Annotated in this window: 21 protein-coding genes and 2 pseudogenes; 8 read left to right on the top strand and 15 right to left on the bottom strand. The window is 46.3% G+C overall.

From position 1 onward, the window contains the following. Positions 1 to 5: 5 nt before the first annotated feature. Both ispE and DXE33_RS07060 read right to left on the bottom strand, forming a co-directional pair. The gene (gene ispE, locus DXE33_RS07065; RefSeq protein ID WP_114639267.1) at positions 6 to 890 is read right to left on the bottom strand and encodes a 4-(cytidine 5'-diphospho)-2-C-methyl-D-erythritol kinase; all 885 of its coding nucleotides are present in this window, start codon (positions 888 to 890) and stop codon (positions 6 to 8) included. Beyond that, positions 883 to 2,370, bottom strand: a complete 1,488-nt coding sequence (locus tag DXE33_RS07060; protein ID WP_114639266.1) for an outer membrane lipoprotein LolB — start codon at positions 2,368 to 2,370, stop codon at positions 883 to 885. Before DXE33_RS07060 ends, ispE begins: the two co-directional genes overlap by 8 nt. Before the next feature lie 35 nt (positions 2,371 to 2,405). On the opposite strand from DXE33_RS07060, the gene mutM reads away from it, so the two are divergent. Further along, complete coding sequence (gene mutM / locus DXE33_RS07055; protein WP_114639265.1) at positions 2,406 to 3,242, top strand: bifunctional DNA-formamidopyrimidine glycosylase/DNA-(apurinic or apyrimidinic site) lyase; 837 nt, start codon at positions 2,406 to 2,408, stop codon at positions 3,240 to 3,242. After that, positions 3,227 to 4,369, top strand: a complete 1,143-nt coding sequence (mutY, locus tag DXE33_RS07050; protein ID WP_114639264.1) for an A/G-specific adenine glycosylase — start codon at positions 3,227 to 3,229, stop codon at positions 4,367 to 4,369. The genes mutM and mutY overlap by 16 nt, the downstream gene beginning before the upstream one ends. On the opposite strand, the gene rapZ is transcribed toward mutY, so the two are convergent. The 9 genes from rapZ to DXE33_RS07005 form a co-directional block, all read right to left on the bottom strand. Further along, positions 4,314 to 5,204, bottom strand: coding sequence for an RNase adapter RapZ (gene rapZ / locus DXE33_RS07045; protein ID WP_114639263.1), 891 nt, complete (start codon positions 5,202 to 5,204; stop codon positions 4,314 to 4,316). The genes mutY and rapZ overlap by 56 nt on opposite strands. A 3-nt stretch (positions 5,205 to 5,207) precedes the next feature. Further along, on the bottom strand, positions 5,208 to 6,182 hold the full coding sequence (gene hprK, locus DXE33_RS07040) for an HPr(Ser) kinase/phosphatase (protein ID WP_174222323.1): 975 nt from the start codon (positions 6,180 to 6,182) through the stop codon (positions 5,208 to 5,210). 8 nt (positions 6,183 to 6,190) lie between these two features. Then, positions 6,191 to 6,652, bottom strand: a complete 462-nt coding sequence (locus DXE33_RS07035) for a PTS sugar transporter subunit IIA (protein WP_114639261.1) — start codon at positions 6,650 to 6,652, stop codon at positions 6,191 to 6,193. A 33-nt stretch (positions 6,653 to 6,685) separates the two neighbouring features. Further along, positions 6,686 to 7,009: a ribosome hibernation-promoting factor, HPF/YfiA family gene (hpf, locus tag DXE33_RS07030; protein WP_114639260.1), complete on the bottom strand. Its 324-nt coding sequence runs from the start codon at positions 7,007 to 7,009 to the stop codon at positions 6,686 to 6,688. 186 nt (positions 7,010 to 7,195) lie between these two features. Further along, positions 7,196 to 7,963: an LPS export ABC transporter ATP-binding protein gene (gene lptB / locus DXE33_RS07025; RefSeq protein WP_114639259.1), complete on the bottom strand. Its 768-nt coding sequence runs from the start codon at positions 7,961 to 7,963 to the stop codon at positions 7,196 to 7,198. Beyond that, positions 7,960 to 8,523 (bottom strand): LptA/OstA family protein, encoded by a 564-nt coding sequence (locus tag DXE33_RS07020; RefSeq protein WP_114639258.1) that lies wholly within the window; start codon positions 8,521 to 8,523, stop codon positions 7,960 to 7,962. The genes lptB and DXE33_RS07020 overlap by 4 nt, the downstream gene beginning before the upstream one ends. Positions 8,524 to 8,532: 9 nt before the next feature. Next, a complete protein-coding gene (gene lptC, locus DXE33_RS07015) occupies positions 8,533 to 9,174 on the bottom strand; it encodes an LPS export ABC transporter periplasmic protein LptC (protein ID WP_114639257.1) in 642 nt (213 codons plus the stop codon). 3 nt (positions 9,175 to 9,177) lie between these two features. Next, on the bottom strand, positions 9,178 to 9,750 hold the full coding sequence (locus DXE33_RS07010) for a KdsC family phosphatase (protein WP_114639256.1): 573 nt from the start codon (positions 9,748 to 9,750) through the stop codon (positions 9,178 to 9,180). Between the two features lie 26 nt (positions 9,751 to 9,776). Continuing rightward, entirely contained in the window at positions 9,777 to 10,769 is a 993-nt protein-coding gene (locus DXE33_RS07005) for a KpsF/GutQ family sugar-phosphate isomerase (RefSeq protein WP_114639255.1), read from the bottom strand. Positions 10,770 to 10,780: 11 nt separating this feature from the next. Here DXE33_RS07005 and DXE33_RS07000 point away from each other — a divergent pair, with 11 nt between their 5' ends. Then, a complete protein-coding gene (locus tag DXE33_RS07000; RefSeq protein ID WP_114639254.1) occupies positions 10,781 to 12,763 on the top strand; it encodes a monovalent cation:proton antiporter family protein in 1,983 nt (660 codons plus the stop codon). Between the two features lie 15 nt (positions 12,764 to 12,778). Here the strand turns inward: DXE33_RS07000 and uvrA are convergent, their stop codons facing one another. Then, positions 12,779 to 15,682: an excinuclease ABC subunit UvrA gene (uvrA, locus tag DXE33_RS06995; RefSeq protein WP_114639759.1), complete on the bottom strand. Its 2,904-nt coding sequence runs from the start codon at positions 15,680 to 15,682 to the stop codon at positions 12,779 to 12,781. Positions 15,683 to 15,719: 37 nt separating this feature from the next. On the opposite strand from uvrA, the gene DXE33_RS06990 reads away from it, so the two are divergent. Together DXE33_RS06990 and ssb are read left to right on the top strand one after the other, a co-directional pair. Beyond that, entirely contained in the window at positions 15,720 to 16,889 is a 1,170-nt protein-coding gene (locus DXE33_RS06990) for an MFS transporter (RefSeq protein WP_114639253.1), read from the top strand. A 65-nt stretch (positions 16,890 to 16,954) separates the two neighbouring features. Next, the gene (gene ssb, locus DXE33_RS06985; protein WP_114639252.1) at positions 16,955 to 17,410 is read left to right on the top strand and encodes a single-stranded DNA-binding protein; all 456 of its coding nucleotides are present in this window, start codon (positions 16,955 to 16,957) and stop codon (positions 17,408 to 17,410) included. 91 nt (positions 17,411 to 17,501) lie between these two features. Here the strand turns inward: ssb and queF are convergent. From queF to ilvA, 3 genes and pseudogenes are all read right to left on the bottom strand, one after another. Further along, a pseudogene (gene queF / locus DXE33_RS06980) lies at positions 17,502 to 18,328 on the bottom strand (NADPH-dependent 7-cyano-7-deazaguanine reductase QueF). 19 nt (positions 18,329 to 18,347) lie between these two features. After that, positions 18,348 to 19,256, bottom strand: coding sequence for a 5'-nucleotidase (locus DXE33_RS06975; RefSeq protein WP_114639251.1), 909 nt, complete (start codon positions 19,254 to 19,256; stop codon positions 18,348 to 18,350). A 15-nt stretch (positions 19,257 to 19,271) separates the two neighbouring features. Next, a pseudogene (gene ilvA / locus DXE33_RS06970) lies at positions 19,272 to 20,794 on the bottom strand (threonine ammonia-lyase, biosynthetic). Positions 20,795 to 20,928: 134 nt separating this feature from the next. Here ilvA and DXE33_RS06965 point away from each other — a divergent pair. Genes DXE33_RS06965 through ubiE form a run of 3 tightly spaced genes read left to right on the top strand, consistent with a single transcriptional unit; the run spans position 20,929 to position 25,909 of the window. Continuing rightward, complete coding sequence (locus DXE33_RS06965) at positions 20,929 to 24,768, top strand: DUF3683 domain-containing protein (RefSeq protein WP_114639250.1); 3,840 nt, start codon at positions 20,929 to 20,931, stop codon at positions 24,766 to 24,768. Beyond that, complete coding sequence (locus DXE33_RS06960) at positions 24,768 to 25,166, top strand: gamma-butyrobetaine hydroxylase-like domain-containing protein (protein WP_114639249.1); 399 nt, start codon at positions 24,768 to 24,770, stop codon at positions 25,164 to 25,166. The genes DXE33_RS06965 and DXE33_RS06960 overlap by 1 nt, the downstream gene beginning before the upstream one ends. After that, positions 25,166 to 25,909: a bifunctional demethylmenaquinone methyltransferase/2-methoxy-6-polyprenyl-1,4-benzoquinol methylase UbiE gene (gene ubiE, locus DXE33_RS06955; protein WP_114639248.1), complete on the top strand. Its 744-nt coding sequence runs from the start codon at positions 25,166 to 25,168 to the stop codon at positions 25,907 to 25,909. Before DXE33_RS06960 ends, ubiE begins: the two co-directional genes overlap by 1 nt. The last annotated feature ends 46 nt before the right edge of the window (positions 25,910 to 25,955 follow it).

The raw sequence follows: 25,955 nt of genomic DNA, 5'->3' as shown, positions 1-25,955 counted from the left end.
ATAGATCAATCTGAAGAAACCAAATTGTAAGCGGGATTTTTATTTAGCCTCCGAACAACTCGACCTATCCACCCTTCCGGAAGATTTTGTAGAAGATTTTCCAGTTTTGCGTTGTCATTCTTAGGATCCAAGATGGCAAAAACGCAACTTCCGGAGCCCGACATACGAGGCTGGGAGCCCGGTAGCGCCTGGTTAATCCAATCCAAAGCTTGCTTCACTTCAGGACAAATCCGCATCGCTACCGCCTGACAATCGTTTGATAAATTCGACCATGGCGATGCAAGAAAGCCTTCGATTGTAATCTGAGCATGATTCCTGGTCAATTCAGGGTCTTGAAAAATGCTAACGGTCGAGATGCTTTGGTTGGGAAAAATCACTAAAAAGTCCCGTGTTTCCAGGGCGATTTCCTGGATTTTCTCCCCAATTCCCTCAACAAAAGCGTTTTTGCCAAAAATGAAAAATGGCACATCTGCCCCTAGTTGTAATCCGAGCTTGCAAAGTGTTTCGGTGGGGAGATTGAGATTCCATAGCAAATTGAGGCCAATTAAAGTGCTCGCCGCATCTGAAGATCCACCACCCAATCCTGCGCCCATTGGGATATTTTTTTGAAGCTCAATCTCAACCCCGTAGCTCACACCAGAAAATTCTTTTAACAACTTTGCCGCTCGAACCACTAAATCTTGTTCGGGTGGTACACCGTCAATAGGATGAATGCGACGAATTTCATTTTCAGAAATACGTTTTAAGGTGACGTTATCGCACCAATCAATCAGTTGGAAGACGGACTGTAATAGATGGTAGCTGTCAGGGCGTCTACCAATAATGTGCAGAAATAAATTGAGCTTCGCAGGAGCACGAAGCGTTACTGAGTTTTGAAGCGCATCACTCATTTGGATTGTCAAATACTAGCCGGATATCAATTGACCCAACATTAGAGCTACGAGTCATGATGAGCTTTTCAAGTCGATTATTGTTGCCCCAGGTGTAGACCATATTCCAACCATCTTGACTGATCTTGCTTACTTGTCCCCTATTATTTCTTTCTACGCTTGCTTCGCTCCCAGGGCGTATTTCACCTCTGAGCCAGTTGGATAACCCCCTTGCTGGTAATGGAAGTCCGAGTGTATTTTGAATTAAGGTATCGGTATCAATAGCGGTGACAATTTGTCCATCGCGTTCTAGCGTTGCTTCACCCGGAGTAATCGTGATTTTTGCAAGCGAGCCACCTACAGGATTACGGATCTCTAAAATATCTTTGAGTTCATCTTGCGTCAGGGTAAATCCGCCAGATTCACCTTGATTTTGAGACTCGGTAAGGCCGGTAACCTTAACAGCAAAGCGCCCATCCCAAACGCCCTTTGCAGCCTGATCGGAGTTAGACCAGTCTGGTTTTAGGCGTTTTAGTGTGTCTTTAAGGGTGGCATTGTTAGCGTCTAATTTTTGCCCTTGACGCCACATCTCTTCAGCTTCTGCTCGTCGATTCATTACCCACAATACTTCCCCAGTATGCGCAGCAATGTCTGCTTCAGGTTTCATCTGGTAGGCCTGCTGCAACTGCTCTAGAGCAAGTGCATTTTTACCCAGACGAAAATTGACCCAACCAAGACTATCTAAGATAAAACCATCTTGTGGAGAGAGCTGATGGGCTTTACTGACTAATGTTAAAGCTTCAGATAACTTAACATTGCGATCAGCTAAAGAGTATCCCAGGGCGTTGAGTGAATTTGCATCGTTTGGATTTTTACGCAAAATTTCTCGTAATGTTTTTTCCATCACATCGATGCGCCCTACTTTTTCTGCTGACATCGCATACGTGTATAAAAGGCCAGGTTCTTTAGGGCTCAGTTTTACTGTAGAAGCTATTGAATAGAAAGCGCGTAAGGCTTCGGATTCATCTTTAGCTTTGCCAAGTAAAGCTTGCAATTGCAAGAGTGTATTTTCTTGTTGTGTAGGTGATTGTTGTGCTAACAACGCAATACTGGGTTTGACAATATCGGACCAACGATTACTCAAGGCAAGAAGAGTGATTAAGACTTCCTGTGGTTTGGTTTGGTTTGGCGGTGACAAGGCATCCCAAGTCTGAGCTGCTTGAAGGGCAAGATTTGGAGATCCGCCTGCGATCCCAATTTCCATTGCTCTTTGGGCTAGTCTGGGATCTTTGTATTGGCGGGCCATTTCCATATAGGTGCTGTAGGCCAGACCAGCCTCGCCCCGTTGCAGAGCAATTTCAGAGGCTAGCACTTCAAACACCGCCTGACCAGTTTGGGTCTCATCAGCAGATGTGTTGGCCTGGCTTGAAATGACCATTCCACCAGTTAGGCAGATTAGAAAGATGCCCTTGAGAAGGGATTTCAATATGAATTTGCTCATGAGCACATTCTAATGCGCGAATCTACAATTGATTTATGCCAGAACTTCCAGAAGTAGAGGTCACTAGGCTGGGGATTGCCCCCCACCTCCAGGGACGCAGTATTAGCGCCGTCAAAGTACTTGATGGGCGTTTGCGTTGGCCTGTCCCCAAAAATCTCCCAAAGATTTTGTCTGGCCAAGAAGTAATCTCGATCCATAGACGCGGTAAATATCTCTTGATTGAGATGGGCGAAGGGTATCTCCTCATACACCTCGGTATGACCGGTACTTTGCGAGTTTTGCCATACTCTGAACCTTTAAAGGCACATGATCGAGTGGCTTTCGAGTTTGGCAAATTGAGCTTGCGTTTACATGACCCCCGTAAATTTGGTGCGGTTTTATGGCATCCCAAAACCAAGGGGCCGGTTGAAAAAAATGCGCTTTTACTCAAGCTGGGAGTCGAGCCCTTTTCACCAGAATTTTCTGGAGAAAAGGGCGCAGAGGTGTTATTCCAGTCGTCTCGAAAAAGAAGTGTTGCTGTGAAGCAATTTTTATTGGCCGGTCAAGCGGTTGTTGGTGTTGGCAATATATATTGCTCTGAGAGTTTGTTTGAGGCGGGCATTCATCCCACAAAGCCTGCCGGTAAGTTGACTCGCCCTCAATGTGCTCGGTTGGCCAGTGCAGTGAGATTAGTTTTGAAAAAAGCAATTGATGCTGGTGGTAGTAGCCTTAAGGATTTCGTGAATAGCGATGGAGACCCAGGCCATTTCATGATGCAAACCAAAGTGTATGACCGCAAAGATTTGCCTTGTAAAGCTTGCAAGACGCCTATTAAACAGATTGTGCAGGGCCAGCGCTCCACCTATTTTTGTCCTGTATGTCAAAAACGATAATCGGTACGTTTGCTAAGAAATTAATCAATTGGCATGCGCGAAGCGGCCGCTCAGGCCTTCCATGGCAAGCCAACCGAGATCCCTATGCTGTTTGGGTATCCGAGATCATGCTGCAACAAACGCAAGTGGCTACAGTTTTAGAGCGTTACCCACGTTTCATGAAACGTTTCCCCACAGTTAAAAAATTAGCTGCAGCTGATATCGATGAAGTATTGGCGGAATGGGCCGGCTTAGGTTATTACTCACGCGCCAGAAATTTGCATGCTTGTGCACAACAGATCATGAATGAGTTTGCAGGGAAGTTTCCTAGCGATCCTTTATTACTGGAAAAACTGAAAGGCATTGGGCGATCGACTGCAGGGGCAATAGCTGCTTTTGCTTTTCATGAACGAGCACCGATTTTGGACGCGAACGTAAAGCGTATTCTCGCTCGTCTTTTCGCCGTGGAGGGCGCTATTCAAGATAAGGCGGTCAATAATCGTCTATGGAGTTTGGCTACTGACTTGTTGCCTGAGAATCCACAAGAAATGTCGATCTACACACAAGCCTTAATGGATTTTGGTGCCACCTGGTGTACTTCTCGAAAACCAGTGTGTATCAGCGGTGATAAGGCATGCCCATTTGCAAAAGAGTGCCAGGCAAATTTGAGCGACCAGGTGCTGATGTTCCCGCAAAAGCAGGTGAAAACGAAGTCACCTGAGTTTGATTGCAATATGCTACTGATACGTGCAGGTAATGCAATCTTGTTACAAAAGCGACCTGACAAAGCCATATGGGGAGGTCTTTGGTCTTTGCCGGAATCTGCTTGGAGTCCTAGGCTTTCTGGGGAAGTAAAAGTTCTTGGTTTGAAGGATTTGCTGAGCTCCGCTTTGCCTGCAGAGTTAGTTGCCACTTGCCGGAAGATTTGTAAATCAGCAGTTCAAGGCACCCAAATTAAGCATGTTTTCACTCACCGCCGCTTGTGGATGCAAATATGGATGCTAGAGGCGCTAGAGAAAAAAGAGTTTTCCAACCCTAATTTGGAATGGGTGCCGTTGAGTCAGATAGGGCGCTATGGGCTACCACAACCCATTAAGGTTTTGTTGCAGGGATTGAGTCAAGCTCGCGATGACGATTCAAGAAATTAAGCTGTAGATTAATCAGATCTTTTTGGGCGCGGAAGTGCTCACTGATGCGATAGACTAAATACACAGAGCGATGCTGGCCGCCTGTGCAACCGATTGCAACGGTTAAATAACTGCGTCCATCTGCAATATAGTGAGGTAACCATTTATCAATAAATTGAATGATGTCACTTTCCATACTGACCACTTCAGGAATTTTTTCTAAAAATTCTTTTACCGGCTTGTCGTTACCGGTTAAGGGTCTGAGAACTTTGTCATAGTGTGGGTTTGGTAAGCAACGCACATCAAATACAAGATCTGCTTCGCTTGGAACGCCTTTTTTAAAACCGAATGATTCAAAGACGACAGTAAGACCAAGAGGTTTATCTTTCAAAAGATCTTGAATCCAGGATCTTAAGGCATGTGCGGGCAAATTACTGGTATCAATACTATGCGCTTGGGCTCGTAGAGGCTCTAGTAGACTCCGTTCACGATCGATCGCCTCTATCAAGGTGGTGGATTGACTTTGAGATAGATTGGTCGATAAGGGGTGGCGTCTGCGGGTTTCTGAAAAACGTTGAACAAGTGTGTTCGTGTCTGCATTGAGAAAAACAATTCTGACTTGATGATCTTTTCTCAGGCTCTCAAGAATGGAGGGAAGTTCAGTAATGGATTTACCACGACGTGCATCAATAGCAACTGCAACCCGTTCGCTGTTTTCTTTGACTAGGGTGCTAATGAGGCTTTCGAGTAGCGAGACTGGGAGATTATCTACGCAATCATAACCTGCATCCTCAAATGCCCTCAGGGCTACTGATTTACCTGAGCCTGAGATTCCGGCAATCAGATTGATTTGCATGGCTTAAAGCAAGCGCCCCTGAGATTTTGCGGAGTCTGATTCAGCATTCATCTGAATGCGCTGACGTTCAATAAATTCTTTTAGGGTATCGATGCCGCGTAATTGCAAAATCGTATTACGTACTGCGGCTTCAACGAGAACCGCTAAATTGCGCCCGGCTGCCACTTGAATTTTGACGGTGCGAATAGGGATGCCTAGGACATCAATGTGCTGAGCTTCAAGCGGTAATCTTTCAAATTCACCATCAGTTCTACGCACTAGTTGCACAATGAGCCTTAGCTTGAGCTTACGTCGTACGGCGGTTTCACCAAAAATAGTGCGAATATCTAATAAACCCAGTCCACGGACCTCCAAAAGATTGCGCAAGATGACTGGACAGCGGCCCTCGATGTAATCGGGCCCAAGGCGGGAAAAATCTACGGCATCATCGGCCACCAAACCATGCCCGCGAGAAATGAGCTCAAGACCCAACTCACTTTTGCCAAGCCCTGATTCACCGGTGAGCAATACGCCTAAACCCAAGATATCCATGAATACTCCGTGCATGGTGATTTGAGGGGCGCCAATTTTGGTGAGGTAGGTGCGCAGGTGATCAATGACTTCCGCGGCAGAAATTTGAGTGGTGAAGAGTGGTGTGGAAGAGCGCTGACAAAAGAGTTGAAGGTCGGGGTCAACCGTTTTACCGTCAGCCACAATGACGCAGGGCGGCGTCTTAGAAATTAAGCTGGCAATTTGTTCTTGTTTTTGTTTTGGTTCGAGGGCAGCGTGGTAGTCAACCTCTTGCTCACCAAAAATTTGGATACGACTTGGGTGGATGAGGTTTAAGTGCCCCACTAAATCAGAGCTCGCTGCTGCTGCTTTGACTGCCTCAGGTGGAAAAGTGCGGTCCGCTCCTTCAAGGCCGCCAATCCAAGAGAGTTTTAAATCTGAGACATTGTCATCAAAAATCTGCTGTGCGGTAACTCCGTCGAGTAGCAGAGGTTGAGTCATTTTGGGGTACCCCAATTTTGCAGTTGCTCGCAAACTTGGTTTGGGTTATCAGCAGTGGCTAGCATTTCTCGAGCTTGGGCATCGGACAAGAACTGCGCTATTGAAGATAGTATTTCTAGGTGCTGTTGGGTCGCTTTTTCCGGAACTAATAAAAAAATCAAGATGGAAACGAGCTCGCCATCAGGGGCGGCAAATTCGATAGGACTGCTAAGCCGTATTAAAGCTGCCGCAGGTTGTTTTAGGCCTTTGACGCGACCATGCGGAATAGCAACGCCAGCCCCAAGTGCGGTTGATCCCAATTCTTCTCGCGCATTAAGGAATTCAACAACTGCGCCAGAATCAATGCCGGTTTGTTTCGCAAATAACTGACCAGCGGCCGCAAATGCATCAGCCCTACTTTTAGCAGGGTTATCTAATGCAATGCAGTCCGGGTTGAAGAGATTAGTCAGAGCATTCATTGCAAAAGATTATAGGTGCTCTGGTGGCTTGGATTACTCAAAATGCTTTTCGTGGTGATGATCCTGGACCTTTTCTTTGTGCTTGACAACTTGGCGTTCCAATTTATCAACCACTGCATCCATCGCATGGTAAAGATCGGCGTTATGGGCCTGTGCAAATAATTCTTTGCCTTTGAGGTGAATGGTGATCTCAGCGCTTTGACGTAGATCCTTCTCTTTGGCGTTATCAACCACTAAAAAAGCGGAGGCATCAATTACATGGTCAAAGTGCTTGCGAATTTTAGCTAGTCCGGCTTCTAGGTGGGTACGCATAGCAGGCGTAACTTCGACATGACGGCTATTGATTTTTAAATTCATCAGCAACTCCCTTATGGATGTAAAGATGCGTGCGCAAAGTCATGCTAGGGGTGCGCAGCAAGCCCCTGTAATTTTTTTTGAGTCGTTTTTTTGAAAATGCAACATGAGACTCCAGCGTATCAGCGAATTTGCCGAAAACCAAGAGGGAAACGCAATTTTTTATAGATTTGAGCCGGGTTCCGTGATTTACATCCGGAAGTTTTCGCCTAGGTAGACTCTGCGAACCGCGTCATTTTGAATGATTTGATCGGGCTTGCCTTCTGCTAACACACTTCCCTCGCTGATAATGTAAGCGTGGTCGCAAATGCCTAAAGTTTCCCGAACGTTATGGTCGGTAATGAGTACGCCAATCTGACGGTCTCTTAAAAAACGCACGATCCTCTGAATCTCCTCGACAGCGATAGGATCAACGCCAGCAAAGGGCTCATCTAGCAAGATAAATTTAGGCTGTGTCGCTAAGGCTCTAGCAATTTCAACGCGTCGACGTTCCCCGCCCGATAGCGAGAGTGCTGGGTTGTTGCGAAGATGGCTGATTTGTAACTCACCCAAGAGCTCATCTAGTCGGCTGGCTATTTCGCTTTTAGATAGCGGGCGCCCGCCTTGCACTTGAAGTTCAAGAACTGCCTGAATATTTTCAGCAACATTGAGATTTCTGAAAACAGAGGCTTCTTGAGGAAGGTAGGACAAGCCCATGCGCGCACGTTCATGAATAGGTAGATGGGTAATATCGGTGCCATCTAAAACAATCTGACCACCATCTAGCGGTACTAACCCAACAATCATATAGAACGAGGTAGTTTTGCCTGCCCCATTTGGTCCAAGTAAGCCAACAACTTCGCCGCATTGCACTTCAACGGATACGTCACGAACTACCGTTCTAGAGCCGTAACGTTTTTGAAGGTGATGCGCACTCAGGGTTGCAGCATGATGATCTTGAGCTAAGTCCGTTGTCATTTCTCTAGTGTAGCTTTTCGTCTTGGTGAGAGGACGGCTCTAGCTAAAGGAAGATCCTCTGGCTTTGCATCTGCCGGTGGTATTACACGATAGTACTGCATTATGTCGTCATATTCAATTTTCCAGCCATGCAATTGATCGAGCATTTGCATATTGAGTGAGCGCTTTAAGCTCGCATCACCAATCAGGGTAAGGAGCTCAGTCTTTGCATCGTAGGTCACTTTACTGCCTTTACCATGCATGTACTCATCTGCAAGGCCTTCACGCCGCTGCCTAAAGCTAGCAACGGTATCGGGGGTTCCTTTGACATCTATAAATTCATATCCCTCTGGATCTACTGTGATGTGTCCTTCCTCTCCAGTCACAATTATGCTGCCCTTGATGAGTAGAACTTGTCCGTTGAGATCGTAAATTTGTTTCACATCATTTACAGATACTTTTTCCGCCTCCAGAATCACGGGCTTATCCCTATCGGCTTTTTCAGCATGCACTAAATTTACAGCGGCAATAGCAGATGCAAAGCAGGACAATGAGAGTAGGCGAAAAAAATGACTGTGCATGACTCTATTTTACGGATTGCCTTTTGGCGCTCGTTCAATTCGGCCTTTAACTTGACCCTTTAAAGTCATGCTTTGTTGAACGTTATCAAAAGAGCCACCCTCTGTGGAATTCATCGTGGACATTCCTTGTTCCAAAGTGACTGGCTTATTGGTTTCGATAATGTCATCATTAATTAGTACCTTGAAATAGGTAGACCTTGCCAACATTCTCAAAGTGGCCGGTTCAGTGTTGGTGGCTTCTTGTGCTGGCCGGAAAATAGAGGCGTTATCAAATAAGTCCAAGATGGTCAGATCGCCATCAAGATGACCCGTATCCGATTTCACTGTGACGGGCGCTTTGTTCGGTTGAAAGAGACGCATTCGGGGCGTGATGATATCAATTGAAGCGTCATCATCGTAGTGGGTAACCTTGTCACCAAGCACACGATACTTAGTGTTGCCTAGCTCGTTGAGGGCTGAGAGTGCGCCATTACGGATAGTGTAATCTGGTTCATGGAGGCGAATCCGTTCGAGGGCAGGTTTTTCTGGTGGCATATTTTTTTGAACCAGCCAAAAGGTTGCCAGAGTTAATGAGCCCATCAAAATTAATGGCATCAAACGCAATAGCCCACGTCCAATGCCAATCTTGATTTTTTGAGAATTCAATTGCATTGCTTAAAGTTGAGCCTTATTCAGCAATTCCTCGTAGCGATTTTGCGCCATTAATATAAGATCGCAAACCTCTCGTACAGCGCTGTTGCCGCCAGTGCGGGAGGTGACATAATGTGCAAAGTCTTGAACTGCTTGGTGAGCTTGTGCCGGCGCAATTCGCAACCCTGCGTTTTTCATTATAGCTAAGTCTGGCCAATCGTCACCCATGACGGCGCAATTAGCTGATTTGAGTTTGAGTGATTTAAGAACCTCATCTAAAGCAATGGCTTTATTTCCGACTCCCATGTGAACCTGTTTGATTCCGAGCTCTTCGCAGCGAGCTAATACCATTTTGGAGTTTCTGCCGGTGATGATGGCAGTGGAAATACCGCATTGCTCTAGGAGTTTGATGCCTAAACCATCTTGAATATCAAATGCCTTGAGAGATTCTTTGCCATCAGCGTCAATCCATACTTGACCATTGGTCAGAACGCCATCAACATCGAGTACGAGAAGTTTGATTTGACTCGCGCGCTCCCAAGCTTGAGGGTGTGAAGATGAGGGATTTGTCGTGTGGGTATTAAAGGCGCTAGGCATAAGGAGCTTGCTCGAGATCGACCGTCTTAGATCACTTTCGCTGCAAAGAGGTCATGTAGATTCAACGCACCTAATAAGCGACTTTCTTGATCGGTCACTACGAGATGATTAATACGATGTTTTTCCATCATTTCAATGGCTTCTTCTGCAATCAGGTCTGCAGGAATAGTCCGAGGATTGGCGGTGGTTGCATTTTGCAGGCTAACACCATCAAGGTTGGTTGTCTTTTCTAAGAGACGGCGTAAATCTCCATCAGTCAAGATGCTAAATACTTTTTGTTGCTGATCTAGTATGACTACCATGCCCATGCGCTTCGATGTCATTTCTAAAAGAGCATCTTGTAAGGAGGCATCAACTGAAATCTTTGGAGTGTCTTCAAAGCTACGCATCACTTCACTGACATGAGCTAGCTGCTTGCGTCCCAATCGCCCGCCTGGGTGCGAGCGAATAAAGTCTTCTGCCTGAAAGCCTCTTGCATCTAATAAAGCCACTGCTAATGCGTCGCCCATAGCGAGCATTGCGGTAGTGCTGGTGGTAGGGGCAAGATTCAAAGGACAAGCCTCCTTTTCAACGCTGGTATCTAAATGCGCATCTGCTAATTTGGCGAGAGAAGAGCTTGGTGCGCCAGTAAGTGCGATCAGTTTTGCGCCTGTACGCTTTACAATCGGAACGATAGTGAGGAGTTCTTCAGTCTCTCCCGAGTTAGAGAGGGCCACAAATACATCTTCTCTAGTCACCATGCCCAAGTCACCATGGCTGGCTTCTGCGGGGTGAACAAAAAATGCTGGCGAGCCAGTAGAGGCAAAAGTAGCTGCAATCTTGCGGGCAATATGGCCTGATTTGCCGATACCAGAGACCACAATTCTACCTTTGCAGCCTTCTAGTAGTTGAACTGCCTGTACTAGGTTATCCGCATTGCTACCTTCAAGGCGATCGCGCATAGTTTGCAGTGCGGCAGCCTCAATGGTGAGGGTGTCGCGTGCAAGCTTTAGGGTACGTTCACGAGTCTTAGCTATCATCGAGTAAGTATATGCCGTCAGTCCTTCAATTAACCCTCATTCTCCTAGCCTCGGGTGTGGCTGGAGTGGTTATTTTCCGCTATTTTGGATTACCCCCTATTTTGGGCTATTTGGCTATTGGGGTGTTAATCGGCCCCAATGCCCTAGGATTGGCGAGTGATTCGGCCACAGTGAAGTATTTGGCCGAATTTGGGGTGGTCTTTTTGATGTTTTCGATTGGGCTGGAATTTAATCTCCATAAATTACGTTCCATGCGTGTCATCGTATTTGGTCTTGGCGGCAGTCAAGTTCTATTGACAATGCTCCTTGCTGTTCCCGCCAGTTTGCTAATGAGCTGGATTTATCCCATTTCTTGGCAGGCCGCAATTGCATTAGGTGGCGCATTAGCAATGTCCTCCACGGCTATTGTGACCAAACTCATTTCAGATCGCTCTGAGCTAGAAACAGAACACGGCCGCAATGTTGTAGGAATTTTGCTCTTTCAAGATTTAGCGGTGGTATTTTTGTTGATTTTATTGCCCTCTCTCGGAAAGAATCCCAAAGATCTCTTCTTTGCTTTGACGAGCGCCTCAATCAAAATTACGGTTGCTTTGAGTCTGATTTTCTTCATTGGCCAGACTCTGATGAGTCGATGGTTTAGGTTGGTAGCAAAGTTACGTTCGCAAGAGTTGTTTATGTTGAATCTCTTGCTCATTGTTTTAGGGATGGCAGGACTCACAGAGCACTTTGGTTTGTCTTTGGCGCTAGGTGCTTTTTTAGCAGGCATGTTGATATCAGAAACGCCGTACCGCCACCAAGTTGAAGAGGACGTCAAACCTTTTCGTGATGTTTTGCTGGGTCTGTTCTTTATTACTATCGGCATGTTGTTGGACTTCGCGGTCATCCGAGAGCAGTGGATGCTGGTCATGGCGCTTTTAATTGGTCCTCTGGTATTTAAGTTCAGCCTCATTGCTTTGCTATCGAGAGCTTTTGGTTCGAGCACCGGTATTTCGATTCGGACCGGATTATGCCTAGCGCAAGCTGGTGAATTTGGCTTTGTATTGCTCACTCAAATTGACGGACTTGACTTGATAGATCCCACTTTGAGTCAAGCAGTGCTTGCAGCAATGCTACTCTCGATGTTTTGTGCACCATTCTTGGTTGAGTATAGCGATCGCATCGCGATGCGATTCTCCAGCAATGAGTGGTTACTGCAATCCCTTGCCTTAACTCGTGTTGCTGCAAAAAGTGTGCGCAACGAGAATCACGTGATTATTTGCGGATTTGGCCGCTCTGGTCAAAGCCTGGCACACATGCTTGATCAAGAAAAGATTCCCTACATTGCCTTAGATCTAGACCCAGATCGAGTTAAGGAGGCTGCAGCAGCAGGGGATAACGTAGTGTACGGAGATGCAAGTCGTGAAAATTATTTAGTTGCCGCTGGACTCGCAAGAGCCAAAACTGTGGTGATTACTTATGCGGATACCGCAGCTAGTTTGCGCGTGTTACATCAAGTTGAGCATTTACGTCCTGGTATGACGGTATTGGTTCGTACAAGAGATGATGCAGATATTGCCAAACTGCAAGCAGCTGGTGCTACTGAGGTTGTGCCCGAGCTCATTGAAGGCAGTTTGATGATTGCATCACATGTTCTGCTGATCATGGGAGTGCCCATGCGCAAGGTTGTGAGGCGCATTACTACTGCGCGTGAGGAGCGTTATAGCCTATTACGGGGATATTTCAGGGGCGCTAGTGACGATGACTTTAGCTCCAAAGAGTCTTGGCGTTTGCATTCCATCACGCTATTGCCAAATTCCCGGGCAGTCGGTAAAACATTGGGCGAACTCAGTGATGAAGTTGAGGGTGTGAGTATTCAGGCAGTTCGTCGTAAAGGGCGTAACGCAGATTACATTAAATTAAGCTTAGCGCCCGAATTGAGGCTTGAGGCGAACGATATTCTGGTAATCTCAGGTAATTCAGAGGCAACCGATTTGGCTGAAGCTAAATTACTCTGAACTCAATCTTAGGAGTTAGCCGTACCGATCGCCAGCTCCTTTTTTTGTAGAGGCAGGTTTGCGCTTAAGTAAAGGCGCTAAGTAATAGCCTGTGAAACTTGCTTCGTTTTTTGCTACTTCCTCAGGTGTGCCTGTAGCAATGATTTGACCGCCTCCCGCACCACCTTTAGGACCCAAATCAATAATCCAATCAGCAGTCTTAATCACATCCAGATTGTGCTCGATGATCACGATCGTATTGCCTTGTTTCTTGAGGGTCTGAATCACTGATAGCAATAACTGAATGTCATGGAAGTGCAACCCAGTGGTTGGCTCGTCAAGGATGTAGAGTGTTCTTCCGGTATCTCGCTTTGAAAGCTCTAATGAAAGTTTGACGCGTTGTGCTTCACCGCCCGATAAGGTCGTAGCGCTTTGACCCAGTTTTACATAACCCAGGCCCACGTCAAGGAGAGTTTTGAGTTTGCGTTTTACGACTGGAACAGCGTCAAAAAATTCATGCGCTTGCTCAATCGTCATTGAGAGAACTTCATGAATATTTTTACCCTTGTAGCGAATATCTAAAGTTTCGCGGTTGTAGCGCTTGCCATGACAAACGTCACACGGAACATAGACATCTGGAAGGAAGTGCATTTCTACTTTGAGAACGCCATCGCCTTCACAAGAATCGCAACGACCACCTTTAACATTGAAGGAGAAGCGACCAGCTTCATAGCCTCGTTCGCGCGCTGCTGGAACACCAGCAAAGAGTTCACGAATTGGCGTAAAGAGGCCGGTATAAGTCGCTGGGTTTGAGCGGGGTGTTCTACCAATGGGCGATTGATCAACGCTAATGACTTTATCGAAATGCTCAAGGCCTTTAATTGCATCGTGTGCAGCAGGTTCTGCATTGGAGCCATACAGATGCTGCGCAACCGCATGATGCAAGGTGTCATTAATGAGGGTTGATTTGCCTGAGCCGGAGACTCCAGTCACGCAAGTGAGAAGACCAACCGGAATCTTGGCATGTACTGATTGCAAATTATTGCCACGTGCCCCGATAATTTCTAGGAAGCGATTGTTTACAGGTACGCGTTTTTCTGGCACGGCAATTGCTTCACGTCCAGCAAGATAGGCGCCAGTGAGTGAATTTGGATTTGCTTCTACTTCTTCAGGTGCGCCTTCAGCAACAATTTCGCCACCATGGACACCAGCGCCTGGACCAATATCAATGACCCAATCTGAGGCGCGAATTATGTCTTCATCATGCTCAACGACTAAAACGCTGTTGCCTAAATCGCGTAAATGTTTGAGGGTGCCGATCAAACGATCGTTATCCCGTTGATGTAATCCAATAGAGGGTTCATCGAGTACGTACATCACACCAGTAAGACCCGAGCCAATCTGGGAGGCCAGACGAATACGCTGTGCTTCACCTCCGGATAAGGTATCTGCACTGTGCTCAAGAGAGAGATAGTCTAGTCCTACGTCATTTAAAAAGCGCAAACGAGCGCTAATTTCTTTGACGATCTTGTCTGCAATTTCTTTTTTGGCGCCTTTGAGTTCGAGCGCTTCAAAGTATTCTTTTGCTTCTTTAAGTGGCAATGCGCTGATTTCATAAATGGCGCGAGATTGTTTTTTTTCACCCACTTTGACAAAACGCGCTTCCTTACGCAAGCGACTGCCATTACATTCTGGACAGGTCTGCACATTTTGATAGCGCGCTAATTCTTCACGCACAGTGACAGAGTCGGTCTCGCGATAGCGTCTTTCAAAGTTCGTAACAATGCCTTCAAAAGCATGTTCGCGAATACTATTTTTGCCGCGCTCGTTAATGTACTCAAACGGAATTGTGACGTCTCCAGAGCCGAGCAATACAAGATCTTGTTGTTTTTTGCTGAGTGACTCAAATGGTTTTTCAACATCAAAGCCGCCATGCTTGGCTAGAGTTTGTAGTAACTTAAAGTAGAACTGATTACGTCTATCCCAGCCTTTAATAGCGCCAGAGGCCAGTGATAGATCGGGATGAGCCACGATCCGCTTTGGATCAAAAAATGATTGATGACCAAGGCCATCACAAGAAGGGCAGGCGCCCATCGGGTTGTTAAAAGAAAAAAGACGTGGTTCAAGTTCTTGTAGAGAGTAGGAGCACACTGGACAAGCAAACTTGCTTGAGAAAATCATTTCTTTGCCAGTATCCATATCCACAATCATCGCTTTGCCATCGGCAAGTCGAAGAGCAGTTTCAAAGGATTCGGCAAGGCGTTGTTGAATATCCGGACGCACCTTTATGCGGTCGACCACCACTTCAATAGAGTGCTTATCGTTTTTCTTGAGTGTTGGTAATTGATCTACTTCGAAAATCTGAGCTTTAGCAGCATTCGCTGTACCGCCACCAGAGCGGACGCGAAAGCGCACAAAGCCTTGGGCCTGGAGGTCTTGAAACAGATCCACAAACTCCCCTTTGCGCTCACTGACCACCGGAGCAAGAATCATGAGTTTGGTCTCTTCTGGCATTGACAGTACGGTATCGACCATTTGTGAAACACTCTGTGCCTCAAGCGGAAGATCGTGATCAGGGCAATGTGGTGTGCCTGCACGGGCAAACAATAAGCGCAGGTAATCATGAATTTCCGTTACGGTACCAACGGTAGAGCGTGGATTATGGCTAGTAGCTTTTTGCTCAATCGAGATTGCAGGCGAAAGACCTTCGATAATGTCCACATCGGGTTTTTCCATGAGCTGTAAAAATTGACGGGCATAGGCAGAAAGAGATTCGACATAGCGACGTTGACCCTCGGCATAGAGAGTGTCAAAAGCCAGGGAGCTTTTGCCGGAGCCAGATAATCCAGTGAGAACGACCAATTTCTCTCTAGGGATGTCTAGATTGATGTTTTTGAGGTTGTGGGTGCGGGCACCGCGGATTTTGATTTCGTTATTCATGATTATTTTGCGTAACTTGTTAATATAGCTCTTTCCCATGAATCCTTCTGAACTTCGCTCCACTCTGGCCTTAGCAGGCATTTTTGGCCTCCGTATGCTAGGCCTGTTTTTGCTTTTGCCCGTCTTTAGTATTCATGCGCGAGGCTTGCCGGGTGGTGAGCATTCACTTTGGGTCGGCCTGACCCTGGGAATCTTCAATATTGTTCAAGCCTGTTTTTACATCCCTTTAGGGCGTTTATCCGACCGAATTGGTCGTAAACCCGTGGTTTTATGGGGCCTGTCTCTATTTGTGGCTGGTGCTTTAATTTGCGCCGCTAAGGACGACTTGCTCTGGATTGCTATTGGCCGAGGCGTGATGGGGGCCGGAGCAGTATCAGCTGCTATTTCTGCGTGGGTGGCTGATCTCACCCGTGAACAGGTTCGTACCCGTGCCATGGCTTTAGTTGGGGGCAGCATTGCGCTCTCATTTGCCCTCTCTTTGGTCATTGCTGCTCCAATCTACCGATTGATCAGTCTTAGTGGAATTTTTGTGGTCTTGGCTGTTTTTGGGGTGATGGCCATGTTGGTGACCTACTATGTTTTGCCAAGCCATCAGCCAGAAGTCAAAGTGCAGCAAGCTTCTTTGAAGGAGGTGTTTTTCCGTCCCGAGTTAGTTCGCTTAAATATCGGCGTATTTGTATTACATGCAACCCAAGTGGCGATGTTTTTAGTGGTACCCCGTTTGCTAGTCCAAGCAGGTTTGCCATTGTCATCCCATTGGGAAATTTATCTTCCAGTCGTGTTGCTCTCTTTTTTCTTGATGGCGCCCATCCTAATTTTTGGTGAAAAGAAACAGCAATTACGCACTATTTTGTTATTGGCAATTGGGTTGTTATTGCTTGCTGAAATATTGTTTACTAATACTTCTTCGGTAAGCTTAATTGCAATTGCTTTGTTAGTTTATTTCGTGGGCTTCAATTTGCTTGAAGCTTTGCAACCCTCTTTAGTGTCGCGTTTTGCAAAAGAATCCAAAGGCACTGCTTTAGGTGTTTACAACACAACCCAATCCATTGGCTTATTCACTGGCGCAGCCATTGGGGGTTATTTGATGGATAGCCATGGTGATTTATCAGTCTTTGTGATGGGTGCAGTACTCGTATTTTGCTGGCTTACAATTGCTTGGTCGATGCGTGAATTACCAGCAAAGACAAAACCGCAGCTTGATTAATTTGATAAAAGCGAACAGTTCATTTTTAGTAGTAATAACAGCAGTATTTTTCTTCGGGAGACAACATGGCTTCGGTAAATAAAGTCATCATCGTAGGTAACGTAGGACGTGATCCAGAAACGCGTTATATGCCAAGTGGTGACGCGGTGACTAATATCTCAGTAGCAACATCTGATCGCTACAAAGACAAGCAAACTGGTGAAATGAAAGAAACAACCGAATGGCATCGTGTTGCATTCTTTGGCAAGCTTGCAGAAATCGCTGGCCAGTATCTTAAGAAAGGTTCACAAGTGTACGTAGAGGGTCGTTTGCGTACTCGCAAATGGACTGATGCAAGTGGTCAAGAGAAGTACTCCACAGAAATCGTTGCAGAAACAATGCAAATGCTTGGTGGTAAGCCAGTAGGCGGAAGCGGTGATGGTGTCGAAAGCTATGCGCGCTCAAAGCCGGCTGAGCAGTCTGCCCCTGCATCATCTAATGCTGCATCACTCGGTGCAATGGATGACGATATTCCGTTTTAAGAATTAAAACTTCAGTACTGTATTAGCAGTGCAGTAGTAAGAAACCCCTTCTAGGATTTCCTTATAAGGGGTTTTATTTGTCATCATTCAGCTATTGGCGTGCATGCCGAATATTTTCAGGCCAAGGCGCGTTGTGATCGGTTCTAAAGGGATTGATATCCAATCCGCCACGTCTAGTGTAGCGAGCATAGACTGATAGTTTGTCAGGTTTGCATTGACGCTTGATATCAGTAAAGATGGTTTCTACACAATGTTCGTGAAACTCGCCTAACTGTCTAAAGCCAATGAGGTAGCGCAAAAGACCTTCCTCCAAAATGGGGCGACCCTGATAACGAATTTGCACACTCGCCCAATCAGGTTGACCTGTGACAGGACAATTTGATTTAAGTAGGTGAGACACAAGACACTGCTCAATAGGGCCAAAGGATTCATTTGCAGTCAGCAGAGCTGGATCAGCCGGTAGGCTTGGATCAACCTCAATATCCAATCGATCCAGCAAGATGCCACCCATCTCCTCCATGCCTTTTTTGCTAGGAGCTCTGGCGGATTGATACGAATGGTGATTTTGCTACCAGCAACTGCAGACAAATCCGCAATCAATTTTTCGCAAACTTCTGCTTCATCTTCAAAGTGTGCATTATTGAGACTATTGAGATAGAGCTTAAATGACTTGGACTCAATCATGTTTGGGGAGTCAGCTGGAATTTGAAATTCAGCTAATGCAATTTGAGGCTTACCTTTTTTATTGAGCCAGCTCAGCTCAAATGCATTCCAAATATCAACACCCACAAATGGAAGAGCTTGCCCCTCTTTTAAGCCAATCTTGGTGCGGTTTTGGGCCCGAAGAATGGGAAAGAGCAAGCTCGGATCGTAATGATCGGGATATTGCGTGGATTGTCCAAGTGGGATGGTTGCCATGAATACTTGCTTCTTCTGTTTACTTCTTAGGTTTATTGGATACGCCTGAAACGACATGACCTGTAGGAGCTACTGAAGCTGCTGATTGGCAATGACCAGTTTGATCGTCAAAGAAAAAGTCTGGCTCAAACTCTCTTAGGAATTCGCTCTTAGATAGTCCGCCTAAGAACATGGCCTCATCAACATCAATACCCCATGCCATGAGTGTTCGAATAGCGCGTTCATGTGCGGGTGCTGAACGCGCAGTCACTAAAGCGGTACGAATGCGCATACCGTTTTCGCTAGTCGATCGTTGTAGGCGATGAAGCGCCTCTAGCAAGGGTTTAAATGGACCGGGTGGCAAAGGAATATCAACCTTCTTGCTCTCATGATCTACAAATGCCTCAAGACCTTTTTTCTGAAAGACTTGTTCGGCCTCATCGGAAAAGAGTACTGCGTCTCCGTCAAAGGCGATACGAATTTCGTTGGGGTGTGATTCAGCGGTCTTACTGGATTCTGGGTACACCCGCGCCGCCGGAAATCCTGCATCGATCGTTGCTCTGACATCATCTTCATTGGCAGACAAAAAGAGATTGGCATGTAAGGAGCGGAGGTAATGATAGGGAGGGCGACCACGGGTAAATACACCGCGCTCAAGATGAAGACCATGGTGCTCTGCAGAGCGAAAAACCCGCAGGCCGCTCACGGGATCATTGCGCGAAAGAATGACAACCTCAACACGTTGCTCACCCTCTTCATTAAACGCTAAGAGTTTCTTCACCAAAGGAAATGCAACACCGGTTTGTGCCGCTATTCCCAGGCGTTCGAGTTGTAATTTCATATACGCACTGTCATCGGTCGACTCGAAGATGCGATTCTCTTCTTCAAAATCAAACAAGGCGCGCGAAGAGATCGCAACAACTAGTTTTCCGGTGAGGGTGTAAGACATCTTCTAAATTAGCCCTTATTTCAGGAAGAGGCGATATGCTGGGTTATTGCTCTCATCCCAGTGTGGGTAACCGAGGGTTGCCAAGAAGGTTTGCAGTTTTTTCTGCTCATTTTTGGGAACCTGAATACCAACCAAAATGCGGCCATAGTCAGCCCCATGGTTACGGTAATGAAACAGGCTAATATTCCAATTGGGCGCCATGCTAGTTAAGAATTTCATCAGTGCACCAGGGCGCTCGGGGAACTCAAAGCGATAGAGTAATTCATCCTTTGCAAGAGTGGAGTGCCCGCCAACCATATGACGCAAGTGAGACTTAGCTAGCTCATCATGAGTCAGATCGATAGTGGCAAACTTGGCCTTACGAAAATGTTTTGCAATAGCTTCGCTATCACCTGCTTTTTGTGTGCTGATGCCCACAAAAATATGCGCCTCTTTTTGATCGCCAATACGATAGTTAAATTCAGTAACGTTGCGCTTACCTAGTAGTTCACAGAATCGTTTAAATGATCCACGCTCTTCCGGAATGGTGACCGCAAATACGGCTTCGCGGAATTCACCAACATCGGCACGTTCTGCCACAAACCGCAGACGGCTAAAGTTCATGTTGGCACCGCAAGCAACTGCTACTAATGTTTTCTTTTTTTTACTTTTTTCTGCTCAACATATTTCTTCATGCCCGCGATGGCTAAGGCACCAGCAGGCTCAAGGATGCTACGGGTATCGGTAAATACGTCATTAATTGCTGCGCAGATTTCATCGGTATCAACCGTGATGATTTCATCAACTACTTTTTTACAGATGCGGAAGGTTTCTTTGCCGACTAACTTAACTGCTGTCCCATCAGAAAAGAGACCAACGTCTTTCATCTCAATGCGTTTATTTGCTTTGAGCGATCTTTTCATAGCATCCGAGTCAGATGCTTGAACGCCAATCACCTTAGTTTTTGGGCTAACTGCTTTGACATACTCACCAATTCCAGCGATGAGTCCACCACCACCGATTGCTACAAATACTGCATCGATGGGTTCTTGGTATTGAGCAAAAATTTCTTGCGCGATGGTTCCTTGTCCAGCTATGACATCTGGATCATCGAAGGGGTGAATAAAGGTCAAACCCCGTTTCTTCTCTAGGACCTCAGAATGCTTGAAGGCGTCGCTGTAGGACTCGCCGTGGAGGATGATTTCTACCCAAGAGCCACCTCTGACCTTAACGGCATCTATTTTGACGCTGGGAGTGGTGGTCGGCATTACAATGACCGCCTTGCACTTCATTTTGGCGGCCGACAGGGCAACACCCTGGGCATGATTGCCTGCCGAAGCCGCAATAACCCCGCGTTTTAAGGCCTCTGGGGGTAAATGAGCCATTTTGTTATAGGCGCCTCGTAATTTGAAGGAGAAAACGGGCTGGTTATCTTCCCTTTTGAGCAATACCTTGTTGCCCAAACGCTTGGTCAGCTCGGGAGCCAGCTGAAGTTCGGTTTCTCTGGCTACGTCATAGACGCGAGCCGATAAAATTTTCTTTAAATAGTTCGTTGCCATCCAATGAGCGTACCACGGATGGCTCCTAAGCCCTTAGATTTGCAAGGGTTTATGTCTACGGACAGCAACTTTCTTGGTTTCCTGCCACTATCAGGTTCGCTCATTTAAAATGCTTATTTATCAAATATGTCGCTATGAACGCACCATTAGCTTTGAACCAGTTGTTGGATGCTGAGGCGGGATCTCCCCGTCTTCGTGAAATTCCCTACAACTACACCTCCTTTTCTGACCGAGAAATTGTCATTCGCCTGTTGGGCGAGGAGTCATGGCGCGTTCTGAATGATCTCCGCAGTGTGCGCCGGACTGGCCGTTCCGCCCGCATGCTATTCGAAATTCTGGGCGATATCTGGGTCGTTCAACGTAACCCATTTTTGCAAGATGACTTGCTAGATAACCCTAGTCGCCGTAAGCAGTTGATTGATGCCCTTTGGCATCGCTTAGGTGAAGTGAAAAAGCGCAACAACGGTGACTCTGCAGACCAAGTAGAAATTTTATTAAGCGCTGCCTACCGCGCGATTGAAAATTTTGAAGATGGTTTTAAAGAGGTTGAGCAAATTCGCAAGCGTGCCCGCAAAGAGTTAGGCCGTCATACCGCTAGTGACAATATTTGTTTTGATGGTGTATCGCGTGCAGCGCATGTGACTGATGCAACTGACTGGCGAGTTGAGTTTCCATTAGTCGTTTTAAAGCCTGACTATGAATCTGAAATTCCTGGTTTGGTAAAAGCTTGCGTGGAATTAGGTCTGACCATTATTCCGCGTGGAGGCGGCACCGGCTATACCGGCGGTGCCATTCCTCTCTATGCCATGTCTGCAGTGATTAACACTGAGAAGTTGCAAGATATCGGCAGCGTCAAGTCAAAGAAATTACCTGGTTTAGACCGTGAAGTTTCTACTATCTTCACTGGTGCTGGCGTTGTAACGCGTCGTGTCTCGGATGCTGCTGAGCATGCTGGCCTCGTATTTGCTGTTGATCCTACTTCTGCTGATGCAAGCTGCATTGGCGGAAATATCGCCATGAATGCTGGCGGCAAAAAAGCAGTTCTTTGGGGAACTGCTTTAGATAATTTAGCTAGCTGGCGCATGGTTGACCCTGAAGGTAACTGGTTAGATATCGAGCGTCTTGAGCACAACCTTGGCAAGATTCATGATGTTGAGAAAGTGCGTTTTCAACTCACTTGGTCTGATGGTCTTAGCGAGCCTGGTCAACGTATTCTCAAGACAGAATTATTGGAAGTTGAAGGTAAGCGTTTCCGCAAAGAAGGCTTGGGTAAAGACGTTACAGATAAATTTTTATCCGGCTTGCCCGGCGTACAAAAAGAGGGTTGCGATGGTTTGATTACTAGCGCAACTTGGGTATTGCATCGCATGCCTAGGTACATGCGCACGGTTTGCCTAGAGTTTTTTGGTCAAGCGCGCGAAGCCATTCCAAGTATTGTCGAAATCAAGGCTCATCTAGATGGATTAAGCAAGCAGGGTGGTCCTATTTTGGCTGGCCTTGAGCATTTAGATGATCGTTACTTAAGAGCAGTTGGGTATTCCACTAAATCAAAGCGCAATAGCCTGCCAAAGATGGTCTTGATTGGCGATATTGCTGGTGATGATGAGGAAGCTGTTGCTGCCGCTACCAGCGAAGTAGTTCGGATGGCTAACCTACGCGTTGGCGAAGGCTTCGTAGCAGTGAGTGCTGAGGCGCGTAAAAAGTTCTGGTTAGACCGTGCGCGTACGGCAGCCATTGCGCGTCACACTAATGCTTTCAAGATTAACGAAGACGTTGTGATTCCATTGCCACGGATGGGTGAGTACACCGATGGTATTGATCGCATCAATATTGAGTTATCTCTTAAAAATAAGTTACAAGTTTTGGATGGCTTAGAGGTCTTTTTAAAGAAAAATGCTCTGCCATTGGGTAAGAGTGAAGATGATTATGAGATTCCAACTGCTGAGATCTTGGGTGACCGTGTTCAACAGGCTTTGGAGTTAATCGCTAAGGTGCGTACTCGCTGGGCTGATTGGCTCACCCAGATGGATACTTATTTCCCGCAGTTACAAAACTATAGTTTGCGCGCCTCTTGGAAAGATGAAGTTCGTTCTGAGCTACGTATTATTTTTGGTGGTTTGGCATTTGAACCAATCCTTGCCGAGTTAGAGGCCATTCATAAGAATATTTTGCGCAAGCGTGTATTCGTTGCCTTGCACATGCATGCTGGTGACGGTAATGTGCACACCAATATTCCAGTGAACTCTGATGACTATGAGATGTTGCAAGACGCGCATCGTGCTGTAGATCGCATTATGAAGTTGGCGCGTTCATTAGACGGTGTGATCTCTGGTGAGCATGGTATTGGTATCACTAAGCTAGAGTATTTAACTGAGGCTGAATTAAAAGATTTCCGCAGCTACAAAAATCGCGTTGATCCAGAAGGGCGCTTTAACAAAGGCAAATTGATGCCACATGCTGATCTGAGCATGGCTTATACCCCTAGCTTTGGATTGATGGGTCACGAATCAATCATTATGCAGCAAAGTGATATTGGTGCTATCGCTGATAGCGTCAAAGATTGCTTGCGTTGCGGTAAGTGCAAGCCAGTTTGCTCTACCCATGTACCACGTGCTAATTTGCTGTATAGCCCACGCGATAAGATTTTAGCAACTTCATTGCTCATTGAAGCCTTCTTATATGAAGAGCAAACTCGTCGTGGCGTATCCATTCGCCACTGGGAAATGTTTGATGATGTGGCTGCGCACTGCACTGTCTGTCACAAGTGTTTAACCCCTTGCCCGGTCAAGATTGACTTTGGTGATGTCACCATGAATATGCGCAATCTCTTGCGCAAGATGGGTCAACAGCGTTTCAATCCAGGAACTGCAGCATCGATGTTCTTCTTGAACGCCACTAGCCCAGAGTCAATTCATTTAGCTCGCAAGACCATGATTGGCTGGGGCTACAAGTTGCAGCGCCTAGGTAATGATGTCTTGCGTAAGTTTGCAAAACAGCAAACTGCCCACCCTCCTGCAACTGTAGGTAAACCAAGCATCAAAGAGCAGGTGATTTTCTTTGTGAATAAGAAGATGCCTGGAAACTTGCCCAAGAAAACAGCGCGTGCACTTCTTGATATTGAAGATGCGAACTATGTACCTATTATTCGTGATCCAAAGACAACTTCTGCCGATACTGAAGCCGTGTTTTATTTCCCAGGTTGTGGCTCTGAGCGACTGTTCTCTCAGGTAGGTTTGGCGACTCAGGCAATGCTTTGGAATGTCGGCGTTCAAACTGTCTTGCCCCCTGGCTATCTTTGCTGTGGCTACCCACAACGCGGTAATGGCGACTTTGATAAAGCCGAGAAGATGATTACCGACAATCGGGTGTTATTCCACCGAGTTGCTAATACCTTGAACTATTTAGATATCAAGACGGTTGTGGTTTCTTGCGGCACTTGTTATGACCAGTTGGCCGGCTATCAGTTTGAGCAAATTTTCCCAGGTTGCCGAATCATTGATATTCATGAGTTCTTGGCTGAGAAGGGTGTCAAGCTCTCAGGTGTAACTGGTGTGAAATATATGTATCACGATCCATGCCACTCGCCAATGAAGTTGCAAGATCCCCTCAAGACTGTAAACGAGCTCATTCAGGTGGAAGGTGGTAAGGCGATTGCAAAAAATGATCGCTGCTGTGGAGAGTCCGGCACTTTGGCTGTGACACGCCCCGATATTTCCACCCAAGTACGTTTCAGAAAACAAATCGAAATGGAAAAGGGTGCAAATGATTTGCGCAAGGGTGATTTCACTGGCGATGTAAAAGTGCTTACTAGCTGCCCATCTTGCTTGCAGGGCCTCACTCGTTTTGATGCTGATAGCGATACCACTGCGGATTACATTGTTGTTGAAATGGCCCAAAAATTGCTGGGCGATAACTGGATGCAAGATTACGTTGCTAAAGCAAATCAAGGCGGCATCGAAAGGGTCTTGGTTTAATGATTCCAATCAATATCGTGGTTCATCAGCAATCCAAAGTATTAGAGCTTGCCTATGAAGATGGCCAAATTTACCGTTTGTCTTTTGAGTTGCTCAGAGTGGTTTCGCCTTCAGCGGAAGTGCAAAGCCACGGCCTTGGACAAGAGACTTTGCAAACCGGAAAACGCGATGTGTTAATCGCTAATCTTGAGCCTGTTGGCCATTACGCTTTGAAGCCTAGCTTTTCTGACGGGCATGACTCAGGACTATATTCATGGGATTACTTGCGCTTTCTATGTGAGAACCAAGAGCAAGTTTGGAAAGAGTATTTAGATAAATTAGCTGCTGCAGGTCTTGATCGAGATGCGCCAATGGCGCAAGCAGGACATTCGCATGGCCATTCTTGTGGAAGTCATTAATGAGTAAAACTCACTTCGGATATCAAAGTGTTGATGAGGCTGAAAAGGCTGGCAAAGTTGCCCAGGTTTTTCATTCGGTAGCTAGTAAGTACGATGTGATGAATGATTTAATGTCATTTGGTCTGCATCGTGTTTGGAAAAAAATTACGATTGCGCGAGCCAACGTTCGCCCTGGTCAAAAGATCTTAGACATCGCAGGTGGCACTGGAGATTTAGCGGCTGCCTTTGCCAAGGCTGCTGACTGGGGTTGCAATCCCGAGGCCCAGGTTTGGTTAAGCGATATCAATGCTTCCATGTTGGGTGTTGGGCGTGATCGATTGCTCGATCGAGGCTTAGCTTTGCCTTGCGTTCAGTTTGATGCAGAGAAAATCCCGTTTCCTAACAACCATTTCGACGTAGTTACTGTTGCTTTTGGTTTGCGCAATATGACGCACAAAGAAGTTGCTCTCGGTGAAATGTGTCGAGTCATTAAGGCGGGCGGAAGAGTACTGGTATTGGAGTTTTCTAAGCCAGATACCTTTTTGCAGCCTGCATATGATGCTTACTCATTTAAGGTCTTGCCTTGGCTGGGTGAAAAGATTGCACAAGACTCTGAGAGTTATAGATACCTGGCAGAGTCTATTCGCATGCATCCGGATGCTGAGACTTTGAAAGACATGATGTTAGGTGTGGGCTTTGATGAGGTTGAAACCCATAGGATGACAGGGGGTATCGTAGCCCTGCATATTGGTATTAAATACTGACAGTTGTATAGTTTTTAAACTCTTAAAGACTAGAGAAATAAGGTGG

This window comes from Polynucleobacter necessarius (genome assembly GCF_900096765.1).
GTDB lineage: Bacteria > Pseudomonadota > Gammaproteobacteria > Burkholderiales > Burkholderiaceae > Polynucleobacter > Polynucleobacter necessarius_F.
Note: the sequence above shows the minus strand (reverse complement) of the source record. Positions and strands in the feature narration are given on the sequence as shown.

What these genes read in the sequence shown, in the direction of transcription:
- ispE (WP_114639267.1), bottom strand. Translation starts at nt 890, where the DNA reads ATGAGTGATGCGCTTCAAAACTCAGTAACGCTTCGTGCTCCTGCGAAG.
- DXE33_RS07060 (WP_114639266.1), bottom strand. Translation starts at nt 2,370, where the DNA reads ATGAGCAAATTCATATTGAAATCCCTTCTCAAGGGCATCTTTCTAATC.
- mutM (WP_114639265.1), top strand. Translation starts at nt 2,406, where the DNA reads ATGCCAGAACTTCCAGAAGTAGAGGTCACTAGGCTGGGGATTGCCCCC.
- mutY (WP_114639264.1), top strand. Translation starts at nt 3,227, where the DNA reads ATGTCAAAAACGATAATCGGTACGTTTGCTAAGAAATTAATCAATTGG.
- rapZ (WP_114639263.1), bottom strand. Translation starts at nt 5,204, where the DNA reads ATGCAAATCAATCTGATTGCCGGAATCTCAGGCTCAGGTAAATCAGTA.
- DXE33_RS07035 (WP_114639261.1), bottom strand. Translation starts at nt 6,652, where the DNA reads ATGAATGCTCTGACTAATCTCTTCAACCCGGACTGCATTGCATTAGAT.
- hpf (WP_114639260.1), bottom strand. Translation starts at nt 7,009, where the DNA reads ATGAATTTAAAAATCAATAGCCGTCATGTCGAAGTTACGCCTGCTATG.
- lptB (WP_114639259.1), bottom strand. Translation starts at nt 7,963, where the DNA reads ATGACAACGGACTTAGCTCAAGATCATCATGCTGCAACCCTGAGTGCG.
- DXE33_RS07020 (WP_114639258.1), bottom strand. Translation starts at nt 8,523, where the DNA reads ATGCACAGTCATTTTTTTCGCCTACTCTCATTGTCCTGCTTTGCATCT.
- lptC (WP_114639257.1), bottom strand. Translation starts at nt 9,174, where the DNA reads ATGCAATTGAATTCTCAAAAAATCAAGATTGGCATTGGACGTGGGCTA.
- DXE33_RS07010 (WP_114639256.1), bottom strand. Translation starts at nt 9,750, where the DNA reads ATGCCTAGCGCCTTTAATACCCACACGACAAATCCCTCATCTTCACAC.
- DXE33_RS07005 (WP_114639255.1), bottom strand. Translation starts at nt 10,769, where the DNA reads ATGATAGCTAAGACTCGTGAACGTACCCTAAAGCTTGCACGCGACACC.
- DXE33_RS07000 (WP_114639254.1), top strand. Translation starts at nt 10,781, where the DNA reads ATGCCGTCAGTCCTTCAATTAACCCTCATTCTCCTAGCCTCGGGTGTG.
- uvrA (WP_114639759.1), bottom strand. Translation starts at nt 15,682, where the DNA reads ATGAATAACGAAATCAAAATCCGCGGTGCCCGCACCCACAACCTCAAA.
- DXE33_RS06990 (WP_114639253.1), top strand. Translation starts at nt 15,720, where the DNA reads ATGAATCCTTCTGAACTTCGCTCCACTCTGGCCTTAGCAGGCATTTTT.
- ssb (WP_114639252.1), top strand. Translation starts at nt 16,955, where the DNA reads ATGGCTTCGGTAAATAAAGTCATCATCGTAGGTAACGTAGGACGTGAT.
- DXE33_RS06975 (WP_114639251.1), bottom strand. Translation starts at nt 19,256, where the DNA reads ATGTCTTACACCCTCACCGGAAAACTAGTTGTTGCGATCTCTTCGCGC.
- DXE33_RS06965 (WP_114639250.1), top strand. Translation starts at nt 20,929, where the DNA reads ATGAACGCACCATTAGCTTTGAACCAGTTGTTGGATGCTGAGGCGGGA.
- DXE33_RS06960 (WP_114639249.1), top strand. Translation starts at nt 24,768, where the DNA reads ATGATTCCAATCAATATCGTGGTTCATCAGCAATCCAAAGTATTAGAG.
- ubiE (WP_114639248.1), top strand. Translation starts at nt 25,166, where the DNA reads ATGAGTAAAACTCACTTCGGATATCAAAGTGTTGATGAGGCTGAAAAG.